Origin of the sequence: Comamonas aquatilis, assembly GCF_965139575.1 — a bacterium.
GTDB classification, from domain to species: Bacteria; Pseudomonadota; Gammaproteobacteria; order Burkholderiales; family Burkholderiaceae_C; genus Comamonas; species Comamonas aquatilis.
The window spans coordinates 208,957-231,301 of record NZ_CBCSIW010000005.1 but is presented as its reverse complement, the minus strand read 5'-3'; the positions used below and the strand labels follow the sequence as shown (position 1 = coordinate 231,301).

The following is a 22,345-nucleotide window of genomic DNA, read 5'->3' as shown; positions in this document are numbered from 1 at the left end:
GCTCAGGTGCTGGGCCTGCAGCTCCAGGGCACGACATAGCCCTGGCTCTCGTGCTCGCCATGCATGGCCTGTACCTGGTAGACCTGTTGCAGATGTGCGGGCGTCAAGACTTTGCGCGGCTCGCCGCAGGCCGTGATCCGGCCTTGATTGAGCAAAAGCACACGGTTGCAAAAGCGGCTGGCCAAGGTCAGGTCGTGCAAGACCACCACCACGGCGCTACCGGCATTGCACTGGGCGCGCAGCAGCTCCATCACACTGAGCTGGTGATAGGGATCCAGCGCCGCCACGGGTTCGTCGGCCAGCAACAGAGGCGCCTGCACGGCCAATGCCCGGGCCAGACGCGCCCGGGCGCGCTCTCCGCCCGAGAGCTGATCCAGATTGCGCTGCTGCATGCCGCTCAGGTGCATGGCATCCAGCGCTCCGTCAACCGCCTGAGCATCCTCTTGCGTCTGAGAGTTTCTGGCCCAGCCGCGCTGGTGCGGCAAACGCCCCAGTGCCACAAAATCGCGCACCTTGAGCGGCCAGACCACTTGGTCACCTTGCGCCAGATAGGCAATGCGCCTGGCTCGCTGGGCGGCGGAAAGCCGCTCCAAGTCCTCGCCGTCCAGACGTACCGTTCCCTGGTGGGGCAAGAGCTGGGCCATGGCCCGCAAAGCCGTGCTCTTGCCCGCGCCATTGGGGCCTATCAGCGCAAACAGCTCACCGGCGCGAACCTCAAACGAGAGTCCATGCACGCAATCCCTGCCGGCAAGACCCACGCGCAAAGAATCCACGGATAACACTTGCATCAGCGTGTCCTCCAGCGCTCGCGCAGCACCAGATACAGAAAAAAGGGCGCGCCCATCAAGGCCGTCACCACGCCCAGCATCAGCTCAACACGACCGCTGAGCAGGCGCAGCGCAATGTCGGCAGCCAGCAGCAAGGCGGCGCCGCCCAAGGCGCTGGGCAGCATCAGGCGCGAAGGCTTGTAGCCCACGGCAGAGCGAAACAGATGCGGCACGACCAGGCCAATAAAACCAATCGTGCCCGTGACGGCCACGCTGGCCCCCACGCAAAGCGCCGTACCCACGATGATCTGGGCCCGCAGCCGGGGCAGATTCACTCCCACGCTGCGCGCTTCGTCCTCGCCCAGCGTCAAGGCATCCAGCTGGCGGGCACTGAAGGCCAACAAAGCCAGGCCCAGCGCGATGAAAGGCAGGCACAGGCGCAACTCGTCAAAGCTGCGATCGGCCAGCGAGCCCATCAACCACAGCACGATGTCCTGCATGTCGGTGGGCGTAGGCGCCAGATTGATGGCCAGCGATGTCAGCGCAGCCGTCAGCGAAGAGAGCGCAACGCCGGCCAGAATCAAGGTCAGATTGCTGGCCCCCTGGCTGGCAATACGGTAGAGCACCAGGGTAGACAGACCGGCAGCTCCCATGGCGACCACGGGCAGCAACCAAGCATTCCAGTGCCATAGACCGAAATAAATGCACAAAACAGCGCCCAGGCCGGCGCTGGAGCTGACCCCCAGCAAACCGGGCTCGGCCAAAGGGTTGCGCAACAGACCTTGCAGTGCCGCGCCCGCCGTGCCCAGCGACATGCCGACCACGATGGCCAGCAACACACGCGGCAGCCGCACCTGCTCCAGAATGGCGCGGTGACGCAGCGCCAGCTCCGTGGCTTCTTGCGGCTGCGACACGGCACTCCACCAATCTGCAACACCGACGGAGACCGAACCTATGCCCAGCGACACGGCAGCCAAAGCCGTCAAAGCCAAAAGCAAGACCAGATTCAGCGCCCAGGCCTGCTGGCGAAAATCTTGCTGCTTGGCGCTCATACCGGAGCACCTTTGGCGGCTGCGGCGCTCAGGCCCAAAGCATCCAGCTGGGCTGCAACGGCTTCAGCGGCTTCAATCAGCTGCCAGTTGCTGCAGCCCCAATCGTTTTCGGTAAGCGTGACCACGGGGATGCGCGACAGCAGAGCCTTCATTTGCGGATGACGGCTCAAGGCAGATTTGGCATATGCGGTGTCGTTGACCATTGAGGGCGTGATGAACACATCGGGCGGGTTCATCAAGATGCGCTCCATATCAAGGCGCCCCCAGCCTTTGAGGCCCAAGACCGTGGCGTGGTTGCGCAAGCCGGCTGCCGTCAGCACCGCATCGACATGGGTTTGCGTGCCGGCACTTCCGCCATTGGGGCGCAGATACAGAGCGTTCAACGGGCGTGAGCTGGCCTGCAGCTTTGCCAGGCGCGCCTGCACGTTCTGCACCAGTTCCTTGGCCGCGGCGTCGCGCCCTATGGCCTTGCCCATCTTGAGCGTGCTGTCCAGGATCGCCTGCCAGTCCGTAGGAAACGGCACCGTGACGATGCGCACGCCATACTGCTTGAGCAGCTCCTGCTGGTGCCTGGCATTCCAGCGCCGCGAAGCCAGCACCACATCAGGCTTGAGGTGTAGAACATCTTCGGCAGAAGCCTCATTGGCGGCAAACTGACGCGCCTTGGCGACCATGGAAAAGCGCTTCGCATCCTGGCTCTGACGCGACAGGGAAATGATTTGCGCAGGATCGGCCAGACTCAGGGCCAGAACATCGGCACAGATATTGGTGGACATCAGACGCGGCCCGGCCAACTGAGCCCGGGCCAATTGAGCCCAGGCGGGCGCCATGCAGGTCGCAGCCATCAGCGCAGCAAGCAGCAGACTGCGCATCAGTAATCCACCCCGGGCTGTGCCTTGACACCTTGGCGGAACGCATGTTTGACATCGGCGATCTCGCTGACCGTGTCGGCCAGCGCATAAAGCTCCTGCGGCGCATCGCGTCCGGTGATCACCACGCTCATGCCTGCAGGGCGCGCGGCAATGGCCGCGACCACCTGCTCGACCTTCAGGTAACGGTACTTGAGCATGAAGCTCAGCTCATCGAGTACCACCAGGCTCAACTGGTCATCTCCAAGCATGCGCAGAGCTTGCTGCCAGGCCAGGTCTGCAGCCTGTTTGTCACGGCTCCAGTCCGTGCTGTTCCAGGTGCAGCCCGTTGCCATGGCGTGATAGTCCACAGGCGCCGGTGCGCCCTGTCCCATCCAGCCTAGCTGATGCAAAAAAGTGATCTCGCCCGAGGTATGGGTGCCGGTGATGAACTGCACCAGGCCGGTACGCATGCCGTGACCCAGGGCGCGGTACAACATGCCGAAAGCGGAGGTTGACTTGCCTTTGCCAGGCCCAGTCACAAGCAGCACAATGCCGCGCTCATCAGACGAGCGGGCAATGGCAGCGTGCACGCTGGCTTTTTTCTGCAGCATGCTTTGCGCATGTGCGTGAATGAACTGTTCGTCCATGCTCTCCCCGAGCGAAATGGCGATAAAACCCATTCCCAAGGGAGAACGACAGCCGGGAAAAGCGATGCCGCGCAGCAATGCTGCAGACACACCATGACCCGCTAACAACCACACCCCGTGGAACAAGACCGAGAACGAACAGGTCGGTATTCTGGCTCACCGTCATCCAGCACACACACCTTCCCGGGTTCCAAGACCCAGTGGTATCAACGTGTGGCTGTCAGGTTTACAGCAGCGGGGGCTGCGCCGGAATGGTCGAAGGCAACTTCAACGCACCGGACTTCCCGTTTCAACTGGCCTCAAGCAAGGCCAAGTCTCCTGATCGCAAGTTATCAATTATAGAAGTGTCCTCGATGTGTTTCGAGTTCATTTCTTCAATCGCCGAATATGGCCCGACCGGCCGCCAGCCAGACGCGTCTGAAACGATGCGCCCGGCCTAGCGGCGGCAAGCAGGCCCTTGGTAGCGCACAAGAAACCGCTTGGCGCTACCGCCAAACTCAATCAGTCCAGGCTGACCTTGGCCTCGCGCACGACCTTGCCCCATTTGCTGGTTTCCGCCGCAATAAAGGCATTGCACTCTTCTGGCGTTCCGCCTTCGGCAAAGGTCCCCATACTGGCTTCCATACGGGTGCGGATTTCCTCGCTGCGCACGATACGCGCCACTTCCTTGGACATACGCTGAATGATGTCCTTGGGCACGCCAGCAGGTGCCAGCATGGCGGCCCAGGTACTGCCCACCAGACCGGGAATGCCCTGCTCGGCAAACGTGGGCACATCCGGCAATATCGGCAAGCGTTTTTCGCTGGCCACGCCAATCAGCCGGATGCGACCGGCCTTGGCTGGCTGGATCAGATTGGGAGGCGGATCGAGAAACAGCGGAATCTGTCCGCCCATGAGATCGGCCAGCGCTGGCGATGCGCCCTTGTAAGGCACATGCACCATGTCGGTCTTGGTCAATAGGCGCATCAACTCCGAAGTCAGGTGTGCGGCAGAGCCCGCACCCGACGAACCAAAACTGACCTTACCGGGATGAGTCTTGGCATAGGAAATCAACTCGGCCGTCGTCTTGAATGGCGCATTGGCAGCCACAGCCGCCACCAGCGGCGATATGCCCATCAGCGACACGCCCGTCAAATCTTTGGGGCTGTAAGGCAGCTTGGCATAAAGCGATGGATTGGCCGAATAGGCGGCAATGACGACGCCGAAGGTATAGCCATCGGGCGCAGCCTTGGCCAGCTGGTCAACACCGATGATGCTGTTGGCACCTGGCTTATTTTCCACAATGATGGGCTGACCCAGAGCCTTTTGCAGGCCCACTTGCAGCAGGCGCGCCATCTGGTCGGTAAAGCCGCCGGCGGTATAGGGCACGATGATGCGAATCGGCTTGTTCGGCCAGGCGCCGCCAGCCCAGGTCGGGCTGGCAAGCGCTGCAGCTGCCGTGCCGGCCGTGGTGGCCTGCAGAAACGCGCGTCTTGAAAATGCGTTGGACATATGTCTCCTTGGGTGTGTAACAAGCTCCCGGAGCATGCCGTGGGTAGGCTGCGCCAGAAACTTGCAGAGATCGGGGCAATGGCACGGGTGCGACCGATCTGGTCCGCCCCATCTTTTTTCAAGACACTGGCTCTTGCCCGCAAAAATACCTTACTTGGCGTTGACCAGTTCCGGCACTGCCGTGAACAGATCGGCCTCCAGGCCGTAGTCGGCCACCGAGAAGATCGGGGCTTCGGGGTCCTTGTTGATCGCCACGATCACCTTGGAGTCCTTCATGCCGGCCAAGTGCTGGATGGCGCCCGAGATGCCGCAGGCGATATACAGCTGAGGCGCGACGATCTTGCCGGTCTGGCCCACTTGCAGGTCATTGGGGGCATAGCCCGCATCGACGGCAGCACGGCTGGCACCGATGGCGGCGCCGAGCTTGTCGGCCAGGGGCGACATGACTTCGGTGAACTTCTCGGCCGAGCCCAGAGCGCGACCGCCGGAGACGATGATCTTGGCAGCCGTCAGTTCTGGACGTTCGCTCTTGGTGACTTCGCGGCCCACAAAAGCGCTCTTGCCGGAGTCAGCTGCAGCAGCCACGGTTTCCACAGCAGCAGAACCACCGGTGGCCGCAGCAGCGTCAAAGCCGGTGGTGCGCACGGTGATGACCTTGACGGCATCGCTGGACTGCACGGTGGCAATGGCGTTGCCGGCGTAGATGGGACGCTCGAAGGTGTCGGGCGCATCGACCTTGGTGATGTCGCTGATCTGGGCTACGTCCAGCTTGGCGGCCACGCGGGGGGCCACGTTCTTGCCGGCAGCTGTCGAGGGGAACAGGATGTGGCTGTAGCTCGATGCGATGGCCAGCACCTGGGCGGCCACGTTCTCTGCCAGGCCGTCCTTGAGGCTGGCGCCATCGGCGTGGATGACCTTGGAGACACCGGCGATCTGGGCAGCAGCAGCTGCTGCCGCGGCGGCGTTGTCACCGGCGACCAACACGTGCACATCACCGCCGCAGGCTGCGGCGGCAGTCACGGTGTTCAGGGTCGCTGGCTTGATCGAAGCGTTGTCGTGTTCTGCAATAACGAGAGCAGTCATTTCAGTCGTCTTTCTCTTGAATGTTTCAGGGTGCCCACATCAGCTGTGACCGATGCGTCTGGCGCGGGCAAGGTGCGGGACACCGAGGAAGGGCCGCCCCGACCCGAAGGTGTCGTCCCCCTCGGGGGAAGACGCGAAGCGGCTCAGGGGGTTCAAATGACCTTCGCTTCGTTCTTCAACTTGTCGACCAGAGCGGCCACATCGGCCACCTTGACACCGGCACCGCGCTTGGCGGGCTCGGCCACCTTCAGGGTCTTGAGGCGAGGAGCCACGTCCACACCCAGGTCTTCAGGCTTGAAGGTGTCGAGCTGCTTTTTCTTGGCCTTCATGATGTTGGGCAAGGTGACGTAGCGGGGCTCGTTCAGGCGCAGGTCGGTGGTGATGACGGCGGGAGTGGACAGAGACAGAGTCTCCAGACCACCGTCGACTTCACGGCTGACGCTGACCTTGTCGCCAGCAACTTCCACCTTGGAGGCGAAAGTGGCCTGGGGCAGGTCAGCCAGTGCTGCCAGCATCTGGCCGGTCTGGTTGTTGTCGCCATCAATGGCTTGCTTGCCCAGGATCACCAGACCGGGCTGCTCCTTGTCCACCAGCGCCTTGAGCAGCTTGGCCACGGCCAGGGGCTGCAGTTCGACATCGGTTTCCACCAGGATGGCACGGTCGGCACCGATGGCCAGGGCCGTGCGCAGGGTTTCCTGGCACTGGGTCACACCACAGGAGACGGCGATGACTTCCGTCACCACGCCTTTTTCTTTGAGGCGCACGGCTTCTTCGACGGCGATTTCGTCAAAGGGGTTCATGCTCATCTTGACGTTGGCGATGTCTACACCCGTGCCGTCCGATTTGACGCGGACCTTGACGTTGTAGTCCACCACGCGCTTGACTGGAACCAGAATTTTCATAACAAGCTCTGTTTATTTGAAAGGGGCGAGAGGCAGGCAGCAGACACTCTCGGGTACCTGTTGCCTGACGAAAGAAAGCCGAATCAGGCGGTTGCAGCAGAAATCTCGGGCATGCTCAGCACGCCGCGCTGCTGCAAATCCTGCAGTTGCTCGTCACTCATGGCCAGCAACTGCTGCAACACTTCACGCGTGGCTTCACCCAGGACGGGCGGTGTGTGGCGAATGGGCAGCAACTGACCGTCCAGACGGTAAGGCGGCGAGAACACCCAGGTCTGCCCGGCCACGGGGTGAGGCATGGGGTGCAACATACCGGACTGGCGGGTGCGTTCGCTGGTCAAGGCCTCATGCAGGCCGGCCGCTTCGCCGCAGGGAATGCCGGCAGCGTGCATGCGCTCCAGCAATTGCTTTCGTGGCTTGGAGCCAATGATTTGCGTCAAGATCGGCAAGATCAGATCGCGGTGCTTGGCACGTTCGACATTGGTGGCGAAACGGGGGTCTTCCACAATATCGGGACGCTCGATGACGGTACGACAGAAGGCATCGAACTGGCTGTTATTGCCCACGGCAATGATCAGCGCACCGTCGGCAGCATCAAACAGACCGTAAGGCACGATGGAAGGATGGCCGTTGCCATAGCGACGGGTATCACGGCCCAGCAGCATGGCATCGAGCGCATGGTAGCCGTTGATGGTCAGACCGCAGTCATACAGCGCCATCTCGATCTTGCGGCCGCGACCGGTGCGACTTTTGCGATAGAGCGCAGCCAGCACGGCTTGTGCAGCATACATGCCGGTCATCATGTCCACCACGGCCATACCGAACTTCAGCGGCGGAGCACCTTCTTCGCCGTTGATGGCCATCAGGCCGGCTTCGGCCTGAATCACCAGGTCGTAACCGGGACGCTTGGCTTCGGGGGTCTCGCTGCTGTAGCCGGCCACGCTGCAATAAATCAGATCGGGCTTGATGGATTGGAGCTTGTCATAGCCCAGGCCCAGCTTGTCCGCGCCGCCGTGCTTGAAGTTGTGAATCACCACATCAAACTGGGGCAGCAGGTCATAGATGATCTGGATAGCCTCTGCGCTTTGCAGATCCAGCGTGATGGACCGCTTGTTGCGGTTCATGCTGTTGTAGTACGTGGTTTCGGTCTTGCCGACGCGGTTGCCCCAGTCGCGGGTGTCATCGCCGCGCTTGGGGTGCTCCACCTTGATCACTTCGGCACCAAAGTCGGCCAACACCTGGCCGCACAAAGGGCCGGCAAACACGCGCGACAAATCCAGTACACGCACGCCTTCCAGCGGGAAGTCCATGTCGTCCGGCGATTCTTGTTGGCTGCTCATTTTGCTGTTCTCCAATCTCTGTCTCTGGAACACCGGAGCCTGGCAACAGGCAAGGCTCCGGTCATCCTCAAGCCTACGCCCAATACAAGGCGGGTTCCGGGTCGATCAGGCGCTCTGACCCAGGGCGATGAAGCGGGCCAGATGATGGTCCTCGTCACCAAACTGGTGATCGATCATGACCAGACGCTTGGCGTAATGCGCCAGTGGCAGCTCCCAGGTCATGCCGATACCGCCATGCATCTGAATGCACTCCTCGGCCACCATCGCGCCCACATAGCCCACGGTGTACTTGGCGGCAGACAGCATCTTGGCGCGCTCCACGCCTTCGGCGTTGTCGATGGCGTCCGCAGCGTTGACCACGGTGGAACGCACCTGCTCCACTTCCAGCAACAGGTCGGCCATGCGATGCTGCAGCGCCTGGAAGGTGCCGATGGCTACGCCAAACTGCTTGCGGGTCTGCAGATACTCCAGCGTGTGCTGTTTGGCCACATCCATGGCACCCAGTGCCTCGGCAGCCAACGCCAGCAGCGCAAAGCCTTGCACCTGCTCCAGCACGGCGTAGCCATGGCCTTCGGCGCCCAGCAAGGCATCGCCGCTCAGCTGCACGTTATCAAAAGTCAGTTCGGCGGCACGGCCGCCTTCCATGCGGCTGTAGCCGCGCTTGGCCAGACCGGCGGCATTGCCGTCCACCAGGAACAGGCTGATACCGGCTTCGTCAAACTGAGCGCCTGCGGTGCGGGCCGAAACCAGCAGCAGATCGGCCTTTTCGCCAAAGGCCACCACGCTCTTGGCACCGTTGAGCACCCAGCCAGCGGCCGTCTTGGCCGCAGTGGCTTTGACATTGTTCAGCTCATAGTGGCTGCCCGGCTCATCGTGCGCCAGCGCGGCCATCACGCCGCCGGCAATGATGTCATCAAGCTTTTGCTTTTGCGATTCCGTACCTGCAGCAATCAGGGCCTGGCCCACGACCAGTGCGCCCAGCAGGGGTTCGGCCACCAGGCCGCGGCCCAGGGCTTCAAACACCACGCTGATATCAAAGCCAGAGCCGCCAAAGCCGCCCGCTTCTTCGGGAAACAATGCACCAATCGTGCCCAGCTCGGCAAATTGCGCATACAGCTCGGGGCTATGTCCTTGCGCGCCATAAGCCAGCTGGTTGCGATGCTCGATACCGTACTGCTCGGCAACAAAGCGGTTCAGGCTGTCCACCAGCATGCGGCGGTCTTCGGTGTGTGTGAAGTTCATGACAAATTCTTTCGACCTATTCAAGTACATCCATTTCGCTTGGAGCCCCCTTTCGCGGGAGACACCGAGCTAGGGCCGCCCCGACGCGAGGGTGTCGTCCCCCTTGAGGGGGAAGGCGCGGGAGCGACTCAGGGGGTGTTCTTTACAGCCCCAGGATCATCTTGGAGATGATGTTTTTCTGGATTTCGTTGGAGCCACCGAAGATCGACAGCTTGCGGTAGTTGAAGTAGTTGGCAGCTGCGGTGGCGGCTTCGTCAATCAGACCGACGGGCGCATCCTCATAGCCTTCGTACTGTGCTTCGTCGATATAAGGCACGGCATAGACGCCCATGGCGCGGCGGATCAGCGACAGGATTTCCTGGCGAATTTCCGTGCCGCGAATCTTGAGCATGGAGCTTTCCGCACCGGGCACGCCGCCACCGGCCACGGCAGCAATCACGCGCAGATTGGTGGTCTTCATGTTTTCCAGGTCGATCTCGACCTTGGCCATGCGGGCCGCAAACAGCGGATCCTGATTCAAAGGCTTGCCGTTCCTGTGCGCCTTGGCAGCCACGACCTTGAGCTTGGCCAGGGCCGAAATGCAAAAGCCCACGCCTGCAATACCGGTGCGCTCATAGGTCAGCAGGTACTTGGCGTAAGTCCAGCCCTTGTTCTCTTCGCCCACCAGGTTTTCCACGGGCACCTTCACATCGGTGAAGAAGACTTCGTTGACATCCTTGTCGCCATCCAGCGTGCGGATGGGGCGCACTTCCACGCCGGGCGTGTTCATATCCACCAGCAGAAAGCTGATGCCGGCCTGGGCCTTGACTTCGCGATTGGTGCGCACCAGGCAGAAGATCATGTTGGCGTGCTGGCCCTGCGTGGTCCAGGTCTTCTGGCCGTTGACGATGTAGAAATCGCCTTCTCGCACGGCCGTGGTCTTGACCGAGGCCAGATCGGAGCCCGCACCGGGTTCCGAATAGCCCTGGCACCACCAGTCTTCGCCTTTCAGCATGCGCGGCAGCCAGTAATTCTTTTGCTGCTCGTTGCCGTACTTGATCAGCACCGGGCCCAGCATGTTCACGCCAAAAGGCACGACACGGGGGCCGCCTGCCAGCGCGCACTCGGTGTCGAAAATGAACTTTTCCACCGCACCCCAGCCGGGACCGCCGTTTTCCATGGGCCAGTGGTTGGCGTACCAGCCGCGCTCGTTGAGGATGGCATGCCATTCGTCCTGATCGGCCTTGCTCAGACGCTGACCGGCTTTGACCTTTTGCGCAATATGCTTGGGCAGCTTTTCCTTGAGGAAGCTCTGTACTTCGGCGCGGAACGCCTCTTCTTGTGGGGTGAATTGCAAATCCATTGCGGGGTCCTCAGTAATTCAATCGCTGTGCGTCGCGGGCACGAGCACGCCCCAAGCTGGAGACACCGCGCAAGGGCCGCCCCGCCGCGCTGGTGTCGTCCCCCTTGGGGGAAGGCGCAAAGCGCCTCAGGGGGTTATCAAAAAATTTCGAAGAGACCGGCAGCGCCCATGCCACCGGCGATGCACATGCTCACCACGCCCCACTTCACCGAAGGGTTCAGGGCCTTGCGGCGGCGGCCTTCCAGCAAAATGTGGCCGGCCAGACGCGCTCCCGTCATGCCGAAGGGGTGGCCGATGGAGATCGCACCGCCGTTGACGTTCAGACGCTCGCCGGGAATGCCCAGCTGACGCTGGCAGTACAGGGCTTGCGAGGCAAAGGCTTCGTTGAGCTCCCACAGGTCGATATCCTGAACGGTGAGTCCGTGGCGCTTGAGCAGCTTGGGCACGGCAAACACCGGGCCGATGCCCATTTCATCGGGCTCGCAGCCGGCCACGGCAAAACCGCGCAAGGCGCCCAGCGGCTCAAGACCCAGGCGCTCGGCCTGCTTGGCTTCCATCAGCACGCAGGCGCTGGAGCCGTCGGACAGCTGGGATGCATTGCCGGCCGTAATGAAGTTGCCTGCGCCCTTGACGGGTTCGAGCTTGAGCAGACCTTCCAGCGTGGTCGAAGGACGGTTGCAGTTGTCCTTGGTGGCAACCACGTCGCGGTAGGTGACTTCGCCGGTTTCCTTGTTCTTCTCGGCCATGCGCGTGGCGCAGGCAATGATTTCGCCCTTGAACAAATCGGCAGCCTGGGCTGCGGCCGTGCGCTGCTGGCTTTGCAGCGAGAAGGCATCCTGATCCTCGCGGCTGATGCCGTAGCGCTTGGCCACCACATCGGCGGTGTCGATCATGGCCATGTACAACTCGGGCTTGTGCTCAACCAGCCAGGGGTCCATGTCGGTGGGCAGATTGTTGCCGGCGCGGATGCCGGAGATGGTTTCCACGCCGCCGGCAATCATGGCGTCCACGCCCTCGGCCACGATGCGGCTGCTGGCCATGGCAATCGACTGCAGACCCGAGGCGCAGTAGCGCGCAATCGTCGTGCCAGCAATGCTCAGCGGCAGCTCGGCGCGCAGCACGGCCTGACGGCCCAGGTTGCGCCCCTGAAAGCCATCGGGGTTGCCGCAGCCCAGGACCAAGTCTTCGATCATGGCCGGGTCGATGCCCGAGCTCTCTACGGCCGCCTTGACGGAGAAGGCTGCCAACTGGGCGGCAGGCGTCACATTGAATTCGCCGCGGTGCGACTTGGTCAGCGGAGTACGAGCGGTGGAAACGATAACGGCTTCACGCATGATGATGAGTCTCTTGATACTTGAATTTTTTGATAGCTTCCAGCGCTTGTTTCTGATGGATCTCAATAGGTTTTCTAATTGAGATTTTTATCAATCAATCGCTAGCAGCTCACTTTTTTGAATAGTGCTGTTGGAGCCGACGGGCTTCAGGCGGCCTGATTCAGGCTCTCGAAAGTCCGTCCCTCGGCCACCAGCTTTTGCAGCAGGGGCGCGGGCTGCCAGAACATTGCGTCTTCCTTGGCAAAGGCTTCGATATCGGCCAGCACCTTGTCCAGGCCCTGCATATCGGCCCACTTCATGGGGCCGCCGCGATGGCGGGGGAAGCCGTAGCCCGAGATAAAGGTCACATCCACATCCAGCGGGCGCAGGGCAATGCCCTCTTCCACCACCTTGGCGCCTTCGTTGACCATGGCGGCCATGTAGCGGCGCATGATTTCCTCAGCGCTGAACGGGCGTGCCGTCACGCCTTTTTTGGCGCGCTCGGCATCCACGATGGCCAGCACTTCAGGATCATGCTGACCGACGCGAGCGCCTTGCGGATAGAGGTAGAAGCCGCGCTGCGTCTTCTGGCCAAACCAGCCGTTTTCGCAGATGCGGTCGGCGATCTCCACGTAACGTGCCTTGGGGTCACGCGTGGCGGCGCGGCGCTTGCGCGTGGCCCAGCCAATGTCGCCACCTGCCAGATCGGTGACCTGGAACGGGCCCATGGCAAAGCCAAAGCCGCGCACGGCTTCGTCGATCTCGTAGGGCGAAGCACCGTCTTCCATCAAATAGTCAGCGGCCTGCTTGTAGGTAGCCAGAATGCGGTTGCCGATAAAGCCGTCGCAGACGCCGGCGCGCACCGGCACCTTCTTCATTTTCTTGGCCAGCTCGAAAGCCGTGGTCACCACATCGGGTGCGACCTTGGAGGGCACTACGATTTCCAGCAGCTTCATGATGTTGGCGGGGCTGAAGAAATGCAGGCCAATCACATCCTGGGGGCGGCTGGTGACGGCGGCAATGGCGTCAATGTCCAGATACGAGGTGTTGGTGGCCAGCACGGCGCCGCTCTTGCAGACGCGGTCCAGCTCCTTGAACACGGCCTTCTTGACTTCCAGGTCTTCGAACACGGCTTCAATGACCAGATCCACGTCGGCAATGTCGTCGTAGCTCGTCGATGGCGTGTAACGCGCCATCACGGCCGCCTTGGCTTCTTCGCTCATGCGTCCCTTGGCGATCAGGCCGTTGTAGACCTTTTCCACATTGGCCCGACCACGAGCGATGGATTCGGCATCGCGCTCGATCATGGTCACAGCCAGACCCGCGTCCAGAGCCGAGACAGTAATGCCCGCGCCCATGGTGCCGCCGCCGATGATGGCAATCTTGGCAAAGTGGCGCGGGGCCGCCGCCTTGGCTTCGGGAATCTTGGCGGTTTCCTTTTCCGCAAAGAAGGCGTGAATCAAGCCTTGACGCTGCGGGCTGTCGATACAGGCCAGAAACTGGGCACGCTCGAACTTCAGGCCTTGGTCAAAAGGCAGGTCCACGGCGGCTTGCACGCAGTCGATGATCTTCAGTGGCGAGAACAGGCCGCGCGATTTCTTGGCGGTCTCGGCGCGCAGGGCCTCGAGATCTGCATGGGCCGCAGCCTTGTCGGCCAGCAGGCTTTGATCTGCGCTGGTGGGGCGCAGCGGTGCACCTTGGGCCAGCAGTTCACGGGCGTAGGCCAGACCGGCGGCCACGGGGTCGTTGCCCTCTTCCAGCTTGTCCACCAGACCAGCAGCCAGAGCGGCCTTGGCGCTCATGGGCTTGCCGCTGAGCATCAGTTCGGTGGCAGCCTTCACGCCCATCAGGCGCGGTGCACGCTGTGTACCGCCGGCACCGGGAATCAGACCCAGCGAGACTTCGGGCAGGCCCAGCTTCGCCGCAGGCAATGCCAGACGGTAATGGGCAGCCATGGCGATCTCCAGGCCGCCCCCCAGGGCCGCGCCATGAATCACAGCCACCACAGGCTTGCTGCAGGCTTCGATGCGGTTGCAGACATCGGGCAGAAAAGGTGCCACCGGAGGCTTGCCGAATTCGCGGATGTCGGCACCGGCGATAAAGGCCTTGCCCTGGCCCACGATCAGCACAGCCTTGACCGCGTCGTTGGCATCGGCCTGCTCCATAGCAGCCACCAGGCCCTGGCGCACGGCTGCACCCAAGGCGTTGACGGGTGGATTGTTGATGCTGACCAGCAGGACATCACCGTCCAGCTTGAGTTCAACGACAGAAGTGGATGCTTCAGAGGTCATACATGTCTCCGTTATGGCTTGGATTAACTGCCCACATTCTTACGGCGACAATGTTTTCTAACAATCCCATGAATCATTGACAGACTGTCAAATAAATTAAGACAATCAAGCCATGGACTCCCAATCACTGACTCTGCTGGTTGAAATCATCGATAGCGGCAACCTCAGCCAGGCTGCGCGCAAGCTCAAGATGACACGCGCCAACGTGAGCTACCACCTGACCCAGCTGGAGAAATCCGCAGGGGTGCAACTGGTCAAGCGCACCACGCGCCGCGTGGAGCCCACAGAAATCGGCCTGCGCCTGTACGAGCACGGGCGCAATATCCACAACGAAATGCTGGCCGCGCGAGAGGCCATTACCGCCCTGGGCCAAAGTCTGCAAGGCCGCGTGGGCATCAGCGTGCCCAGCGGCTACGGCCAGATCGTGATGAGCGAGTGGTTGATCGAGTTCAAGCGTCTGTACCCTGGCATCGTGCTGGACGTGCTGTTCGAGAACCGGGCCGACAATCTGCGTGACGATATGGACATCATGATCCGCGTGATCCAGGAGCCGCCCCTGTCTCTGGTGGCGCGCAGCCTGGGTACGGTGCGCTACCTGGCCTGTGCCTCACGTGAATACGCCCAGACCCATGGCCTGCCCCAAACCCTGCATGCCTTGCGTGCCAGCCCGCTGATTACCGCCGGCGTGACCGGGCGACAGCTGCGCCTGGCCGCCTATCTGGGTGCCGAGCGCCATGAGGTGATGCTGGAGCCCACCATGATCTCCGAGCATTTCCCCTTCCTCAGGGACGGCATTCTGGCCGGCCTGGGCGTGGGTCTGGTGCCCGACTATGTGGTGCAGGACAAGCTGGCCACCGGCGAGGTGCTGACTACGCTGGATGAATATCGGCTGAGCATTTTCGGCACCCATATGTATCTGCTCTACCTGCCCAACCGCCATCAGACCAAGTCCGTGCGCACCTGCATCGATTTTTTGCTGGCCAAGGCCCAGCCCGAGGAGGCAAGCCAGGCCGCGAAGCTACCGCCGCCATAAGCCCAGCTAGCCCGGATGAAAAACGCCAGCTTAGAGGGCTGGCGTTCTGGGGCGTCAACAGACTTCGTCAGGAGAGAGTGCTGCTTGAATTTTGCTGGCGCCAGTTGCTAGGGCTTTGCTGGAAATGCTTGCTGAACCAGCGTGTGAAGGAGCTGTTCTCGGCAAAACCAGCCAGGGATGCAGCCTCGCTGATCGATAGCTGAGGGTTTTTCAGCGCCCGCAAGGCCGCCTGTCTGCGCACCGTATCCAGGGCTTCCTGAAAGCTGGTGTCATGAGTTTCCAGATGGCGCTGCAATGAGCGGGCCGTGTAGCCGAGCGCGCTGGCCACATGGGCGATGCTGTGGCGACCATGCGGCAGCAAGGACTGCAAGGTGCTGCGCACCTGCTGCTCCAACGATTTGGAGGCCGGTCGTGGCGCATGCATGTCCATCAGGCTGCGAGCGTGGCTTTCCATCAGGCTGTCGTGCTCGGCATTGAGCAGCTTCATGTCCTCGTTGCTCACCACAATGCCGTCAAAGTCCGAGGCAAACACAATATCGCTGCCCAGCACCCGGCGGTGGTTCATGGTGCTGCCAGGCGAGTTATGGGAGAAATGAATGCTTGCCGGATTCCAGCCTCTGCCCAACTGGTGGCGGCAAAGACTCAGCAAGGCGGTAATGCCCAATTCCATGGGGTGACGGCCTGGGCTGTCGCGTTCGGTATCCAGATGCAGCTGAATGATGGAGTAGCGCCCCTGCGTCACGATCTCGGTGGCTACCGTGCTGCTGATCAGGTGGTTGTAGTCCTTGAGCGTCTGCAACATGGAAGACAGACTGGCCTGGTGCTGCAGCAGCAGGCTAAGGGGGCCAAAATCCGACAAACGCCAATACGATCCCATGAGCAGGCCTAGCGAGGCCTGCCCAGCCTGAGCCGACGAAGTCTCCAGCAAGCGGGCAAACGCCGCTTCGGGAACCAGAAGATCGGGAGAATTCAGGCAGCTGTGATCCAGTCCCACCTGGCGAAACATGCGCAGCGGGTCGATACCAAGCTCATTTGCCACCTTGGCATATTTGCCGAGGCTGACACTGCGAATACGGGGCGTCATCGTGACCAATGCAAATCCATTGCTCTGAGCCCTGCGTTTGGGCTCCATAAAAATTATGAAACGCAAGCTTTTTTATAAGCGTGCGTTTTTGATTTATATCAATAGCCACGATGCCGGTCAATCGAGTAGTTCCCTAATCTCCCTCCGCATCGAACAAACAGAGCAAGGACAGAGGGTGATCTGCAGTCCAGGGCGCGCTTTCCGGGCCAAAGATCGCTAGGGTTTTCCCAGTTCTGTCAAAGAGGGCAACAAGCTGTCGCAATCGGTCAAGCCTTCCGGCGCCTGCTAATCCGAAAATTTTCCCTGAGTGGCAATCAGGTTCATTAAAGCCTTGCTGCCACAGAGTGTTTGAAGCAGGCCCTGCTGACCGATCTGTTTGACCATGAGGCGGCCAGCAGCATCCGCATCGACATTCACAAACGCTACACGCTGACTGATGCAGCCCGGGCGCACAGCGACCTGAAGTCCCGGCAAATCCTGGGCGCATCCGTTTTCACAATCTAGGAGAAGGCTATGAAAGTCGAACAACTGACCTGCAGCATTGGTGCTGAAGTTTCTGGCGTGAGCCTGGGAGATGCATCCCGCGACACGGGCCTGGCCAACGAAATCAAGGCCTTGCTGCTGCAACACAAGGTGCTGTTCTTCCGTGACCAGGACATCACGCGCGGCGAGCACGTGGCTTTTGCCCGCCACTTCGGCGATCTGGAAGACCACCCCGTGGCCGGCAGCGATCCGGATCACCCCGGCCTGGTCCAGATCTATCGCAGCGAAAAGCGCGAAAACTACGAAAACACCTACCACACCGATGGTCAGTGGCGCGAGACGCCCACCATGGGCTGTGTGCTGCGCTGCGTTGACGGCCCTGCCGTGGGTGGCGACACCATCTGGGTGAATATGGTGGAGGCCTATAAAAACCTGCCTGACGACATCAAGAAGAAGATTGACGGTCTGAAGGCCAAGTCCAGCATCGAGCACGGCTTCGGCGCTGTCATGCCCGAAGAAAAGCGTCTGGAACTAGGTCGCATGAATCCTCCGGTCGAGCATCCCGTGGTGCGCACTCACCCCGAAACCGGCGAGAAGATTCTGTACGTTTGCAGCTTCACCACCCACTTTGCCAACTATCACACGCCCGAGAACGTGCGCTACGGTCAGGACAAGACGCCCGGCTCCAGCATGCTGCTGAACTACCTGATCAGCCAGGCCGCCATCCCTGAGTACCAGGTGCGCTTCCGCTGGAAACCCGGCAGCGTTGCCATGTGGGACAACCGTTGCACCCAGCACTACGCCGTGCAGGACTACTGGCCCGCCCCTCGCAAGATGGAGCGCGCCGCCATCATCGGCGACAAGCCGTTCTAAGTCACAAAAAAACCCATCAAGGAGACAAGACATGCAGAACTTCAAGCTACGCCGCAACACATTGGTACTGGGTATGGTCGTGCTGGGCACGGCCTTGAGCGCCCAGGTTCAGGCCCAGACCGACTGGCCCAGCAAGCCCTTGCGCCTGGTGGTTGGTGCGCCGGCCGGCGGCAGTGCCGACTCCCTGGCCCGCTTGCTGGCCGAGGGTCTGCAGCAGGAGCTGGGCAAGTCCGTCATCGTCGAATCCAAGCCAGGTGCGGGTGGTGTGCTGGCGGTGAATGACTTGATGGCCAACGGCAAGGACGGCCACACCTTGTTGGTGATCCAGGGCGGTATCGTTGCCGAGACGCCTCTGGCCTACAAAGTCAACTACCAGCCGTTCAAGGACTTGAAGCCCCTGGCCCAGATCAGCCGTACCGGCCTGATTCTGGTAGCCAACAAGGAGCTTCCCGTCTCCAACCTGCAGCAGCTCATCAGCTATACCAAGACCCAAAAGGGTGGCCTGGACTTTGCGTCCTATGCCACCGGCATGAAGGGTCACACCTCAGGCATGTTGCTGGGGCAGCTGACGAATATTCAGCTCAAGCATGTGGGCTACAAAGGCTCTCCTCCTGCCTTGACCGACTTGATGGGCGGCCATGTTCCTTTGATGTTTGACGGCCTGACTACCTCCCTGCCCCTGATCAAGACCGGCAAGATCAAGCCGATTGCCGTGAACTACCCCACGCGCATTGCCGAACTGCCGGACACCCCGACCTTCAAGGAGCTGGGTTACCCACAACTGGCACAGGCCGGCTGGTTCGGCGTCTGGTCTCGCCCCGATGTCCCGCCTGCGATTCAGCAAAAAGTGCGCGAAATCACCTTGGCGCATTTCCGCAAGGCCGCCGTGCAAAAGCGCGTGCGTGAAATGGGCATGGATGAACCCACAGCAGCGACCAGCGAAGAGCTGATGGCCGACCTCAAACAGGCCAGCCAGCAACAGGCCGCGCTGCTCAAGTCCATCAATTACAAACCGGAATAAGCCGCGCCAAACGCCAATCCAGCCTCTGGACTCACGGCGGCGCCAGGTTCAGTACCCACTGCCTGGCGCCGTTTGTGCTTTGCGGCGGCCTCTTGGCGTTTTCGGTCAGCGGCAGCAAGCTGACTCAACGCATCGCGTCAAAGATCGCCAAGCCCTGGGCTACGGTCTGGCTGCCGGCTTTGATTCGGGCCTTCCCCGCTTAAAAAACCAGAGCACGCAACGCAATTGCTGCGCTAGAAAACATATAGAGGCCGTCGCAAATTCTTGCAATACAAGCGCAAGCCGCTATGGTCTTTATTCAATGCAGCGACACGGCCCTTGCGCTCATGCATACGACCCCAACCCCAGGAAAGCTCTCCCATGAATGGTGCAGAAACACTAGTCCACACACTCATCGCCAACCAGCTGGATGTGTGTTTTACCAACCCCGGCACCTCCGAGATGCACTTCGTGGCAGCGCTCGACAAGATCGAGGGCATGCGCTGCGTGCTGGGCCTGCATGAGACCGTGGTCACCGGTGCGGCCGACGGTTACTACCGCATGGCCGACCGCCCCGCAGCCACGCTGCTGCACCTGGGCCCCGGTCTTGCCAATGGCCTGGCCAATCTGCACAACGCAAAAAAAGCCCGCTCCGGCATTGTCAACATTGTCGGGGATCACGCCATCAGTCATCTGGAGCTGGATGCGCCGCTGACTTCGGACATTCACGGTGTCGCTGCCCCCATGAGCGACTGGGTGCACACCACCGCCAGCGCGGACGCCATTGCCGCCGACGGTACCCAGGCCGTGCGCCGCGCCAACGCCCGCCCCGGCGGCATCGCCACCCTGGTGTTGCCGGCCAATGTGGCCTGGTCCGAAGTAGCCGACGCACAAAACCAGATCAACGTCCATGCGATGAGCCATAAGCCGGCCCCCGCCAGAATGACCGAGCCGCAAGATTGGGCCAGGATCATTGAAGCTCTGCGCCAAGAGCCGCAATCCACGCTGATTTTGCTGGGCGACCGCGCCCTGCGCGAAAAATGCACCACCCTGGCCGGCAAGATTGCCGCTGCCACGCAATGCGCGGTGCGCGCCGAGTTCTATACCGCCCGCATGGAACGCGGCGCCGGACGGGTGCGCGTGCCCCGCCTGCCCTATGCAGTGGATCTGGGCCTGGCCGCCCTGGCCCCGTTCAAGCGCATCATTTTGGTGGGCGCCAAGCCACCCGTGGCATTTTTCGCCTACCCCGGCAAGCCTGGCCGCCTGACGGCGCCAGGTTGCGAATTCCTCACCCTGTCCACACCGGAGGACTGCCCGGAGCAAGCACTGTCCGCCCTGTGTGAAGCCCTGAACGCCCAGCGCCTGGCTCCCGCCAATCTGGTTGAGCAGGAGGAGCCCGTCGCCCTGTCCGGCCCCTTGACGCCCGAAGGCATTGGCAAAACCCTGGCTTCGACCCTGCCTGCCCACGCCATCGTGGTGGAAGAAGCCATGACCACCGGCCGGGGCTTTGATGCATTGACGGCACATGCCGCTCCGCACGACTGGCTGACCAGCTGCGGCGGCTCCATCGGCTTTGCCCTGCCTGCAGCCGTGGGCGCCGCCATGGCCGCGCCCGAGCGCCGGGTTCTGGCCCTGGAAGGCGACGGCAGCGGCATGTACACCCTGCAATCGCTGTGGACCATGGCGCGGGAAAATCTCAACGTCACCGTGGTGATCTTTGTGAACCGCGCCTACAGCATCCTGCGCGGCGAACTGGCGGCCGTAGGTGCAGGCACCCCCGGCAAACGCGCCACAGACATGCTCTCGCTGGACAGGCCCATCATTGACTGGTCGGACCTTGCCAAGGGCATGGGTGTAAGCGCCGTCAAGGTAGACAATCTGGAATCCCTGGCCCTGGCGCTCTCCCGCTCTTACAACACCGCCGGCCCCAGCCTGATTGAAGCCATTCTGTGATCAAGCACCAAGGACCCGACTCGCAATAGTGGGCATGTGAAGGAGCCAAGGTGGTTGTGCCTTGGCTCCTCCTTTTCATCCAGCCCCCTATCGGGCTGCGCGATAAAACAGTCGTCAACCCAATAAAAAAGGTCTCCCTTTCGGGAGACCTTTTTTGCGCATGTCATACCAGTAATTTCCCGGAGACGCGCAATGCCTGGCTGCCCACATTGCGCACTCGCCTTATCAGGCCGTCTTGCGCAGAAACCCTTGGTTGCCGCCATTGCGATTCGGTGCAAAGCCGTTGGCGGCCAGGCTTTCCTCCACCGTGTCGTAGAACACGCCGATCTTGCTGATTTCGCGTGCTTCCTTGGCCGTGGCGATCGGACGACCGAATTCGCGCGAGATGCGCACCAGTTGCTCGATCTGCGAGACGGTGCTGGCTTTTTCGGTACGTGTCTGATTCCACAGGCAGTCTTCGGTGCCGCAGCGCACATGCAGACCGGCGGCAATGCCCCACATATTCACGGGCAATACGTTGCGCACATTGCTCTCCACCGTCAGCACGGCGCCATCGGGCACGGAGCGCACAAAGTTGGCCAGGCTGTACAGGCTGGGGGTGTCCATGCCGCCCGCAATCGCCACCCAGTTCATCACCAGCGGGCCCATGTAGAAGCCACGGCGCATCAGGCGCTCGACCGATTCAAAGCTATTGAGGTTGTAGCACTGGAAAGCGCTCTGAATACCAGCCTTGGTCAGACGACGTACATGCTCTTCGACCCAGCCCGGCTGAGCCGGAACGGTCATTTCCTTGTAAGCGTTGAACAGGACAGGGTTCTGGCGCGAGGTACCGGCAAAGTCTGCATCTTCGGCCTGATCGGTCACGTTCATCTGCGATGTGTTGACCGTCACCGTCACCTGATCGGGCACGGGGTCCAGATCTGCCAGCATGTGGCGGGTGTCATCGGACAACCACTTGGCAGCCTGGCCTTCATCCTCGGGGGCAAAGCTGATCGAGCCGCCCACCTGAATGATCATTTCGGGCACAGCCTTGCGCACACCGGCAACCAGCTCATTGAACTTAGACAGGCGCTTGCTACCCTTGCCATCGAGTTCGCGCACATGCAGGTGCAACACGGTGGCTCCGGCGTTATAGCAGTCCACGGCCTTCTGGATCTGTGCTTCCATGGTCACGGGAATATCTTCCGGAAAGTCGGAAGGCAACCAACCGGGCGCGTAAGGCGCGGCGGTAATGATCAGAGGTTGCTGGTTTTCGGGGAACAGATGGCCGTCGAGGAAATTCATAACATGTCTCCAGTTGAATGCAGACTTCGGCGGGCAGGTCAGGCGTGGATGCAGCATGCAAAGCCACCAGGCAATCATTGCAGGCAAAGCCTTGTCAGCGACCGGACTCCAGCCCGTCGAAATCGAAAACCAATTCAATGTAGACAGATCCGGGACAAATCATTTGCCCTATCGCGTTCAAGGTTTGGCAAAGTGCGCCACCCATGCTTGGGCTCTGCTCAGGCCCGCGCCATAGAACCCCGGCTGGCCCCGATCTGCACCCATGGCTGGCGGCAAGGCCTGGCGCATGGCGGAGCTGGTGATCATGTTCTGCCACT

At 61.3% G+C, this 22,345-nt stretch carries 20 protein-coding genes and 1 riboswitch; of the genes, 5 read left to right on the top strand and 15 right to left on the bottom strand.

Annotated features, from left to right (window positions below; all coding sequences use genetic code 11):
* Positions 1 to 2: 2 nt before the first annotated feature.
* The 12 genes from ACNAZA_RS09500 to ACNAZA_RS09445 form a co-directional block, all read right to left on the bottom strand.
* The gene (locus tag ACNAZA_RS09500) at positions 3 to 788 is read right to left on the bottom strand and encodes an ABC transporter ATP-binding protein (protein ID WP_415796358.1); all 786 of its coding nucleotides are present in this window, start codon (positions 786 to 788) and stop codon (positions 3 to 5) included.
* Entirely contained in the window at positions 788 to 1,819 is a 1,032-nt protein-coding gene (locus ACNAZA_RS09495) for a FecCD family ABC transporter permease (RefSeq protein ID WP_415796356.1), read from the bottom strand. Before ACNAZA_RS09495 ends, ACNAZA_RS09500 begins: the two co-directional genes overlap by 1 nt.
* Entirely contained in the window at positions 1,816 to 2,691 is an 876-nt protein-coding gene (locus ACNAZA_RS09490) for an ABC transporter substrate-binding protein (RefSeq protein ID WP_415796354.1), read from the bottom strand. Before ACNAZA_RS09490 ends, ACNAZA_RS09495 begins: the two co-directional genes overlap by 4 nt.
* Positions 2,691 to 3,317, bottom strand: a complete 627-nt coding sequence (cobO, locus tag ACNAZA_RS09485; protein WP_415796352.1) for a cob(I)yrinic acid a,c-diamide adenosyltransferase — start codon at positions 3,315 to 3,317, stop codon at positions 2,691 to 2,693. The genes ACNAZA_RS09490 and cobO overlap by 1 nt, the downstream gene beginning before the upstream one ends.
* 124 nt (positions 3,318 to 3,441) lie before the next feature.
* Positions 3,442 to 3,654: riboswitch (cobalamin riboswitch) on the bottom strand.
* A gap of 164 nt (positions 3,655 to 3,818) precedes the next feature.
* On the bottom strand, positions 3,819 to 4,808 hold the full coding sequence (locus ACNAZA_RS09480; protein WP_415796350.1) for a tripartite tricarboxylate transporter substrate binding protein: 990 nt from the start codon (positions 4,806 to 4,808) through the stop codon (positions 3,819 to 3,821).
* A 150-nt stretch (positions 4,809 to 4,958) separates the two neighbouring features.
* A complete protein-coding gene (locus ACNAZA_RS09475; protein ID WP_415796348.1) occupies positions 4,959 to 5,891 on the bottom strand; it encodes an electron transfer flavoprotein subunit alpha/FixB family protein in 933 nt (310 codons plus the stop codon).
* Positions 5,892 to 6,043: 152 nt separating this feature from the next.
* The gene (locus tag ACNAZA_RS09470; RefSeq protein WP_415796346.1) at positions 6,044 to 6,793 is read right to left on the bottom strand and encodes an electron transfer flavoprotein subunit beta/FixA family protein; all 750 of its coding nucleotides are present in this window, start codon (positions 6,791 to 6,793) and stop codon (positions 6,044 to 6,046) included.
* Between the two features lie 83 nt (positions 6,794 to 6,876).
* Entirely contained in the window at positions 6,877 to 8,130 is a 1,254-nt protein-coding gene (locus tag ACNAZA_RS09465) for a CaiB/BaiF CoA transferase family protein (RefSeq protein WP_415796344.1), read from the bottom strand.
* A gap of 105 nt (positions 8,131 to 8,235) precedes the next feature.
* Entirely contained in the window at positions 8,236 to 9,372 is a 1,137-nt protein-coding gene (locus ACNAZA_RS09460) for an acyl-CoA dehydrogenase family protein (protein ID WP_415796342.1), read from the bottom strand.
* Between the two features lie 142 nt (positions 9,373 to 9,514).
* Positions 9,515 to 10,714 carry an acyl-CoA dehydrogenase family protein gene (locus ACNAZA_RS09455; protein WP_415796340.1) on the bottom strand — a complete coding sequence of 400 codons (1,200 nt, stop codon included), beginning with the start codon at positions 10,712 to 10,714 and terminating at the stop codon, positions 9,515 to 9,517.
* Between the two features lie 137 nt (positions 10,715 to 10,851).
* Entirely contained in the window at positions 10,852 to 12,048 is a 1,197-nt protein-coding gene (locus ACNAZA_RS09450) for an acetyl-CoA C-acyltransferase (RefSeq protein ID WP_415796338.1), read from the bottom strand.
* A 146-nt stretch (positions 12,049 to 12,194) separates the two neighbouring features.
* Positions 12,195 to 14,318, bottom strand: coding sequence for a 3-hydroxyacyl-CoA dehydrogenase NAD-binding domain-containing protein (locus ACNAZA_RS09445; RefSeq protein ID WP_415796336.1), 2,124 nt, complete (start codon positions 14,316 to 14,318; stop codon positions 12,195 to 12,197).
* 112 nt (positions 14,319 to 14,430) lie between these two features.
* Between ACNAZA_RS09445 and ACNAZA_RS09440 the strand changes: the two genes are divergently transcribed.
* Positions 14,431 to 15,351 (top strand): LysR family transcriptional regulator, encoded by a 921-nt coding sequence (locus tag ACNAZA_RS09440; RefSeq protein WP_415796334.1) that lies wholly within the window; start codon positions 14,431 to 14,433, stop codon positions 15,349 to 15,351.
* A gap of 67 nt (positions 15,352 to 15,418) precedes the next feature.
* Here the strand turns inward: ACNAZA_RS09440 and ACNAZA_RS09435 are convergent, their stop codons facing one another.
* Positions 15,419 to 16,435 carry an AraC family transcriptional regulator gene (locus tag ACNAZA_RS09435; protein ID WP_415796332.1) on the bottom strand — a complete coding sequence of 339 codons (1,017 nt, stop codon included), beginning with the start codon at positions 16,433 to 16,435 and terminating at the stop codon, positions 15,419 to 15,421.
* Between the two features lie 348 nt (positions 16,436 to 16,783).
* Here ACNAZA_RS09435 and ACNAZA_RS09430 point away from each other — a divergent pair, with 348 nt between their 5' ends.
* From ACNAZA_RS09430 to ACNAZA_RS09415, 4 genes are all read left to right on the top strand, one after another.
* Positions 16,784 to 16,939 (top strand): hypothetical protein, encoded by a 156-nt coding sequence (locus ACNAZA_RS09430; protein ID WP_415796330.1) that lies wholly within the window; start codon positions 16,784 to 16,786, stop codon positions 16,937 to 16,939.
* A gap of 9 nt (positions 16,940 to 16,948) precedes the next feature.
* Positions 16,949 to 17,791: a TauD/TfdA dioxygenase family protein gene (locus ACNAZA_RS09425; RefSeq protein WP_415796328.1), complete on the top strand. Its 843-nt coding sequence runs from the start codon at positions 16,949 to 16,951 to the stop codon at positions 17,789 to 17,791.
* A gap of 73 nt (positions 17,792 to 17,864) precedes the next feature.
* Complete coding sequence (locus ACNAZA_RS09420; RefSeq protein ID WP_415796402.1) at positions 17,865 to 18,812, top strand: Bug family tripartite tricarboxylate transporter substrate binding protein; 948 nt, start codon at positions 17,865 to 17,867, stop codon at positions 18,810 to 18,812.
* Positions 18,813 to 19,172: 360 nt separating this feature from the next.
* Positions 19,173 to 20,744, top strand: coding sequence for an acetolactate synthase large subunit (locus ACNAZA_RS09415; protein WP_415796326.1), 1,572 nt, complete (start codon positions 19,173 to 19,175; stop codon positions 20,742 to 20,744).
* A 225-nt stretch (positions 20,745 to 20,969) separates the two neighbouring features.
* On the opposite strand, the gene ACNAZA_RS09410 is transcribed toward ACNAZA_RS09415, so the two are convergent.
* Entirely contained in the window at positions 20,970 to 22,028 is a 1,059-nt protein-coding gene (locus ACNAZA_RS09410; RefSeq protein ID WP_415796324.1) for a beta-keto acid cleavage family enzyme, read from the bottom strand.
* 177 nt (positions 22,029 to 22,205) lie between these two features.
* A complete protein-coding gene (locus tag ACNAZA_RS09405) occupies positions 22,206 to 22,334 on the bottom strand; it encodes a hypothetical protein (RefSeq protein WP_415796322.1) in 129 nt (42 codons plus the stop codon).
* Positions 22,335 to 22,345 lie beyond the last annotated feature (11 nt).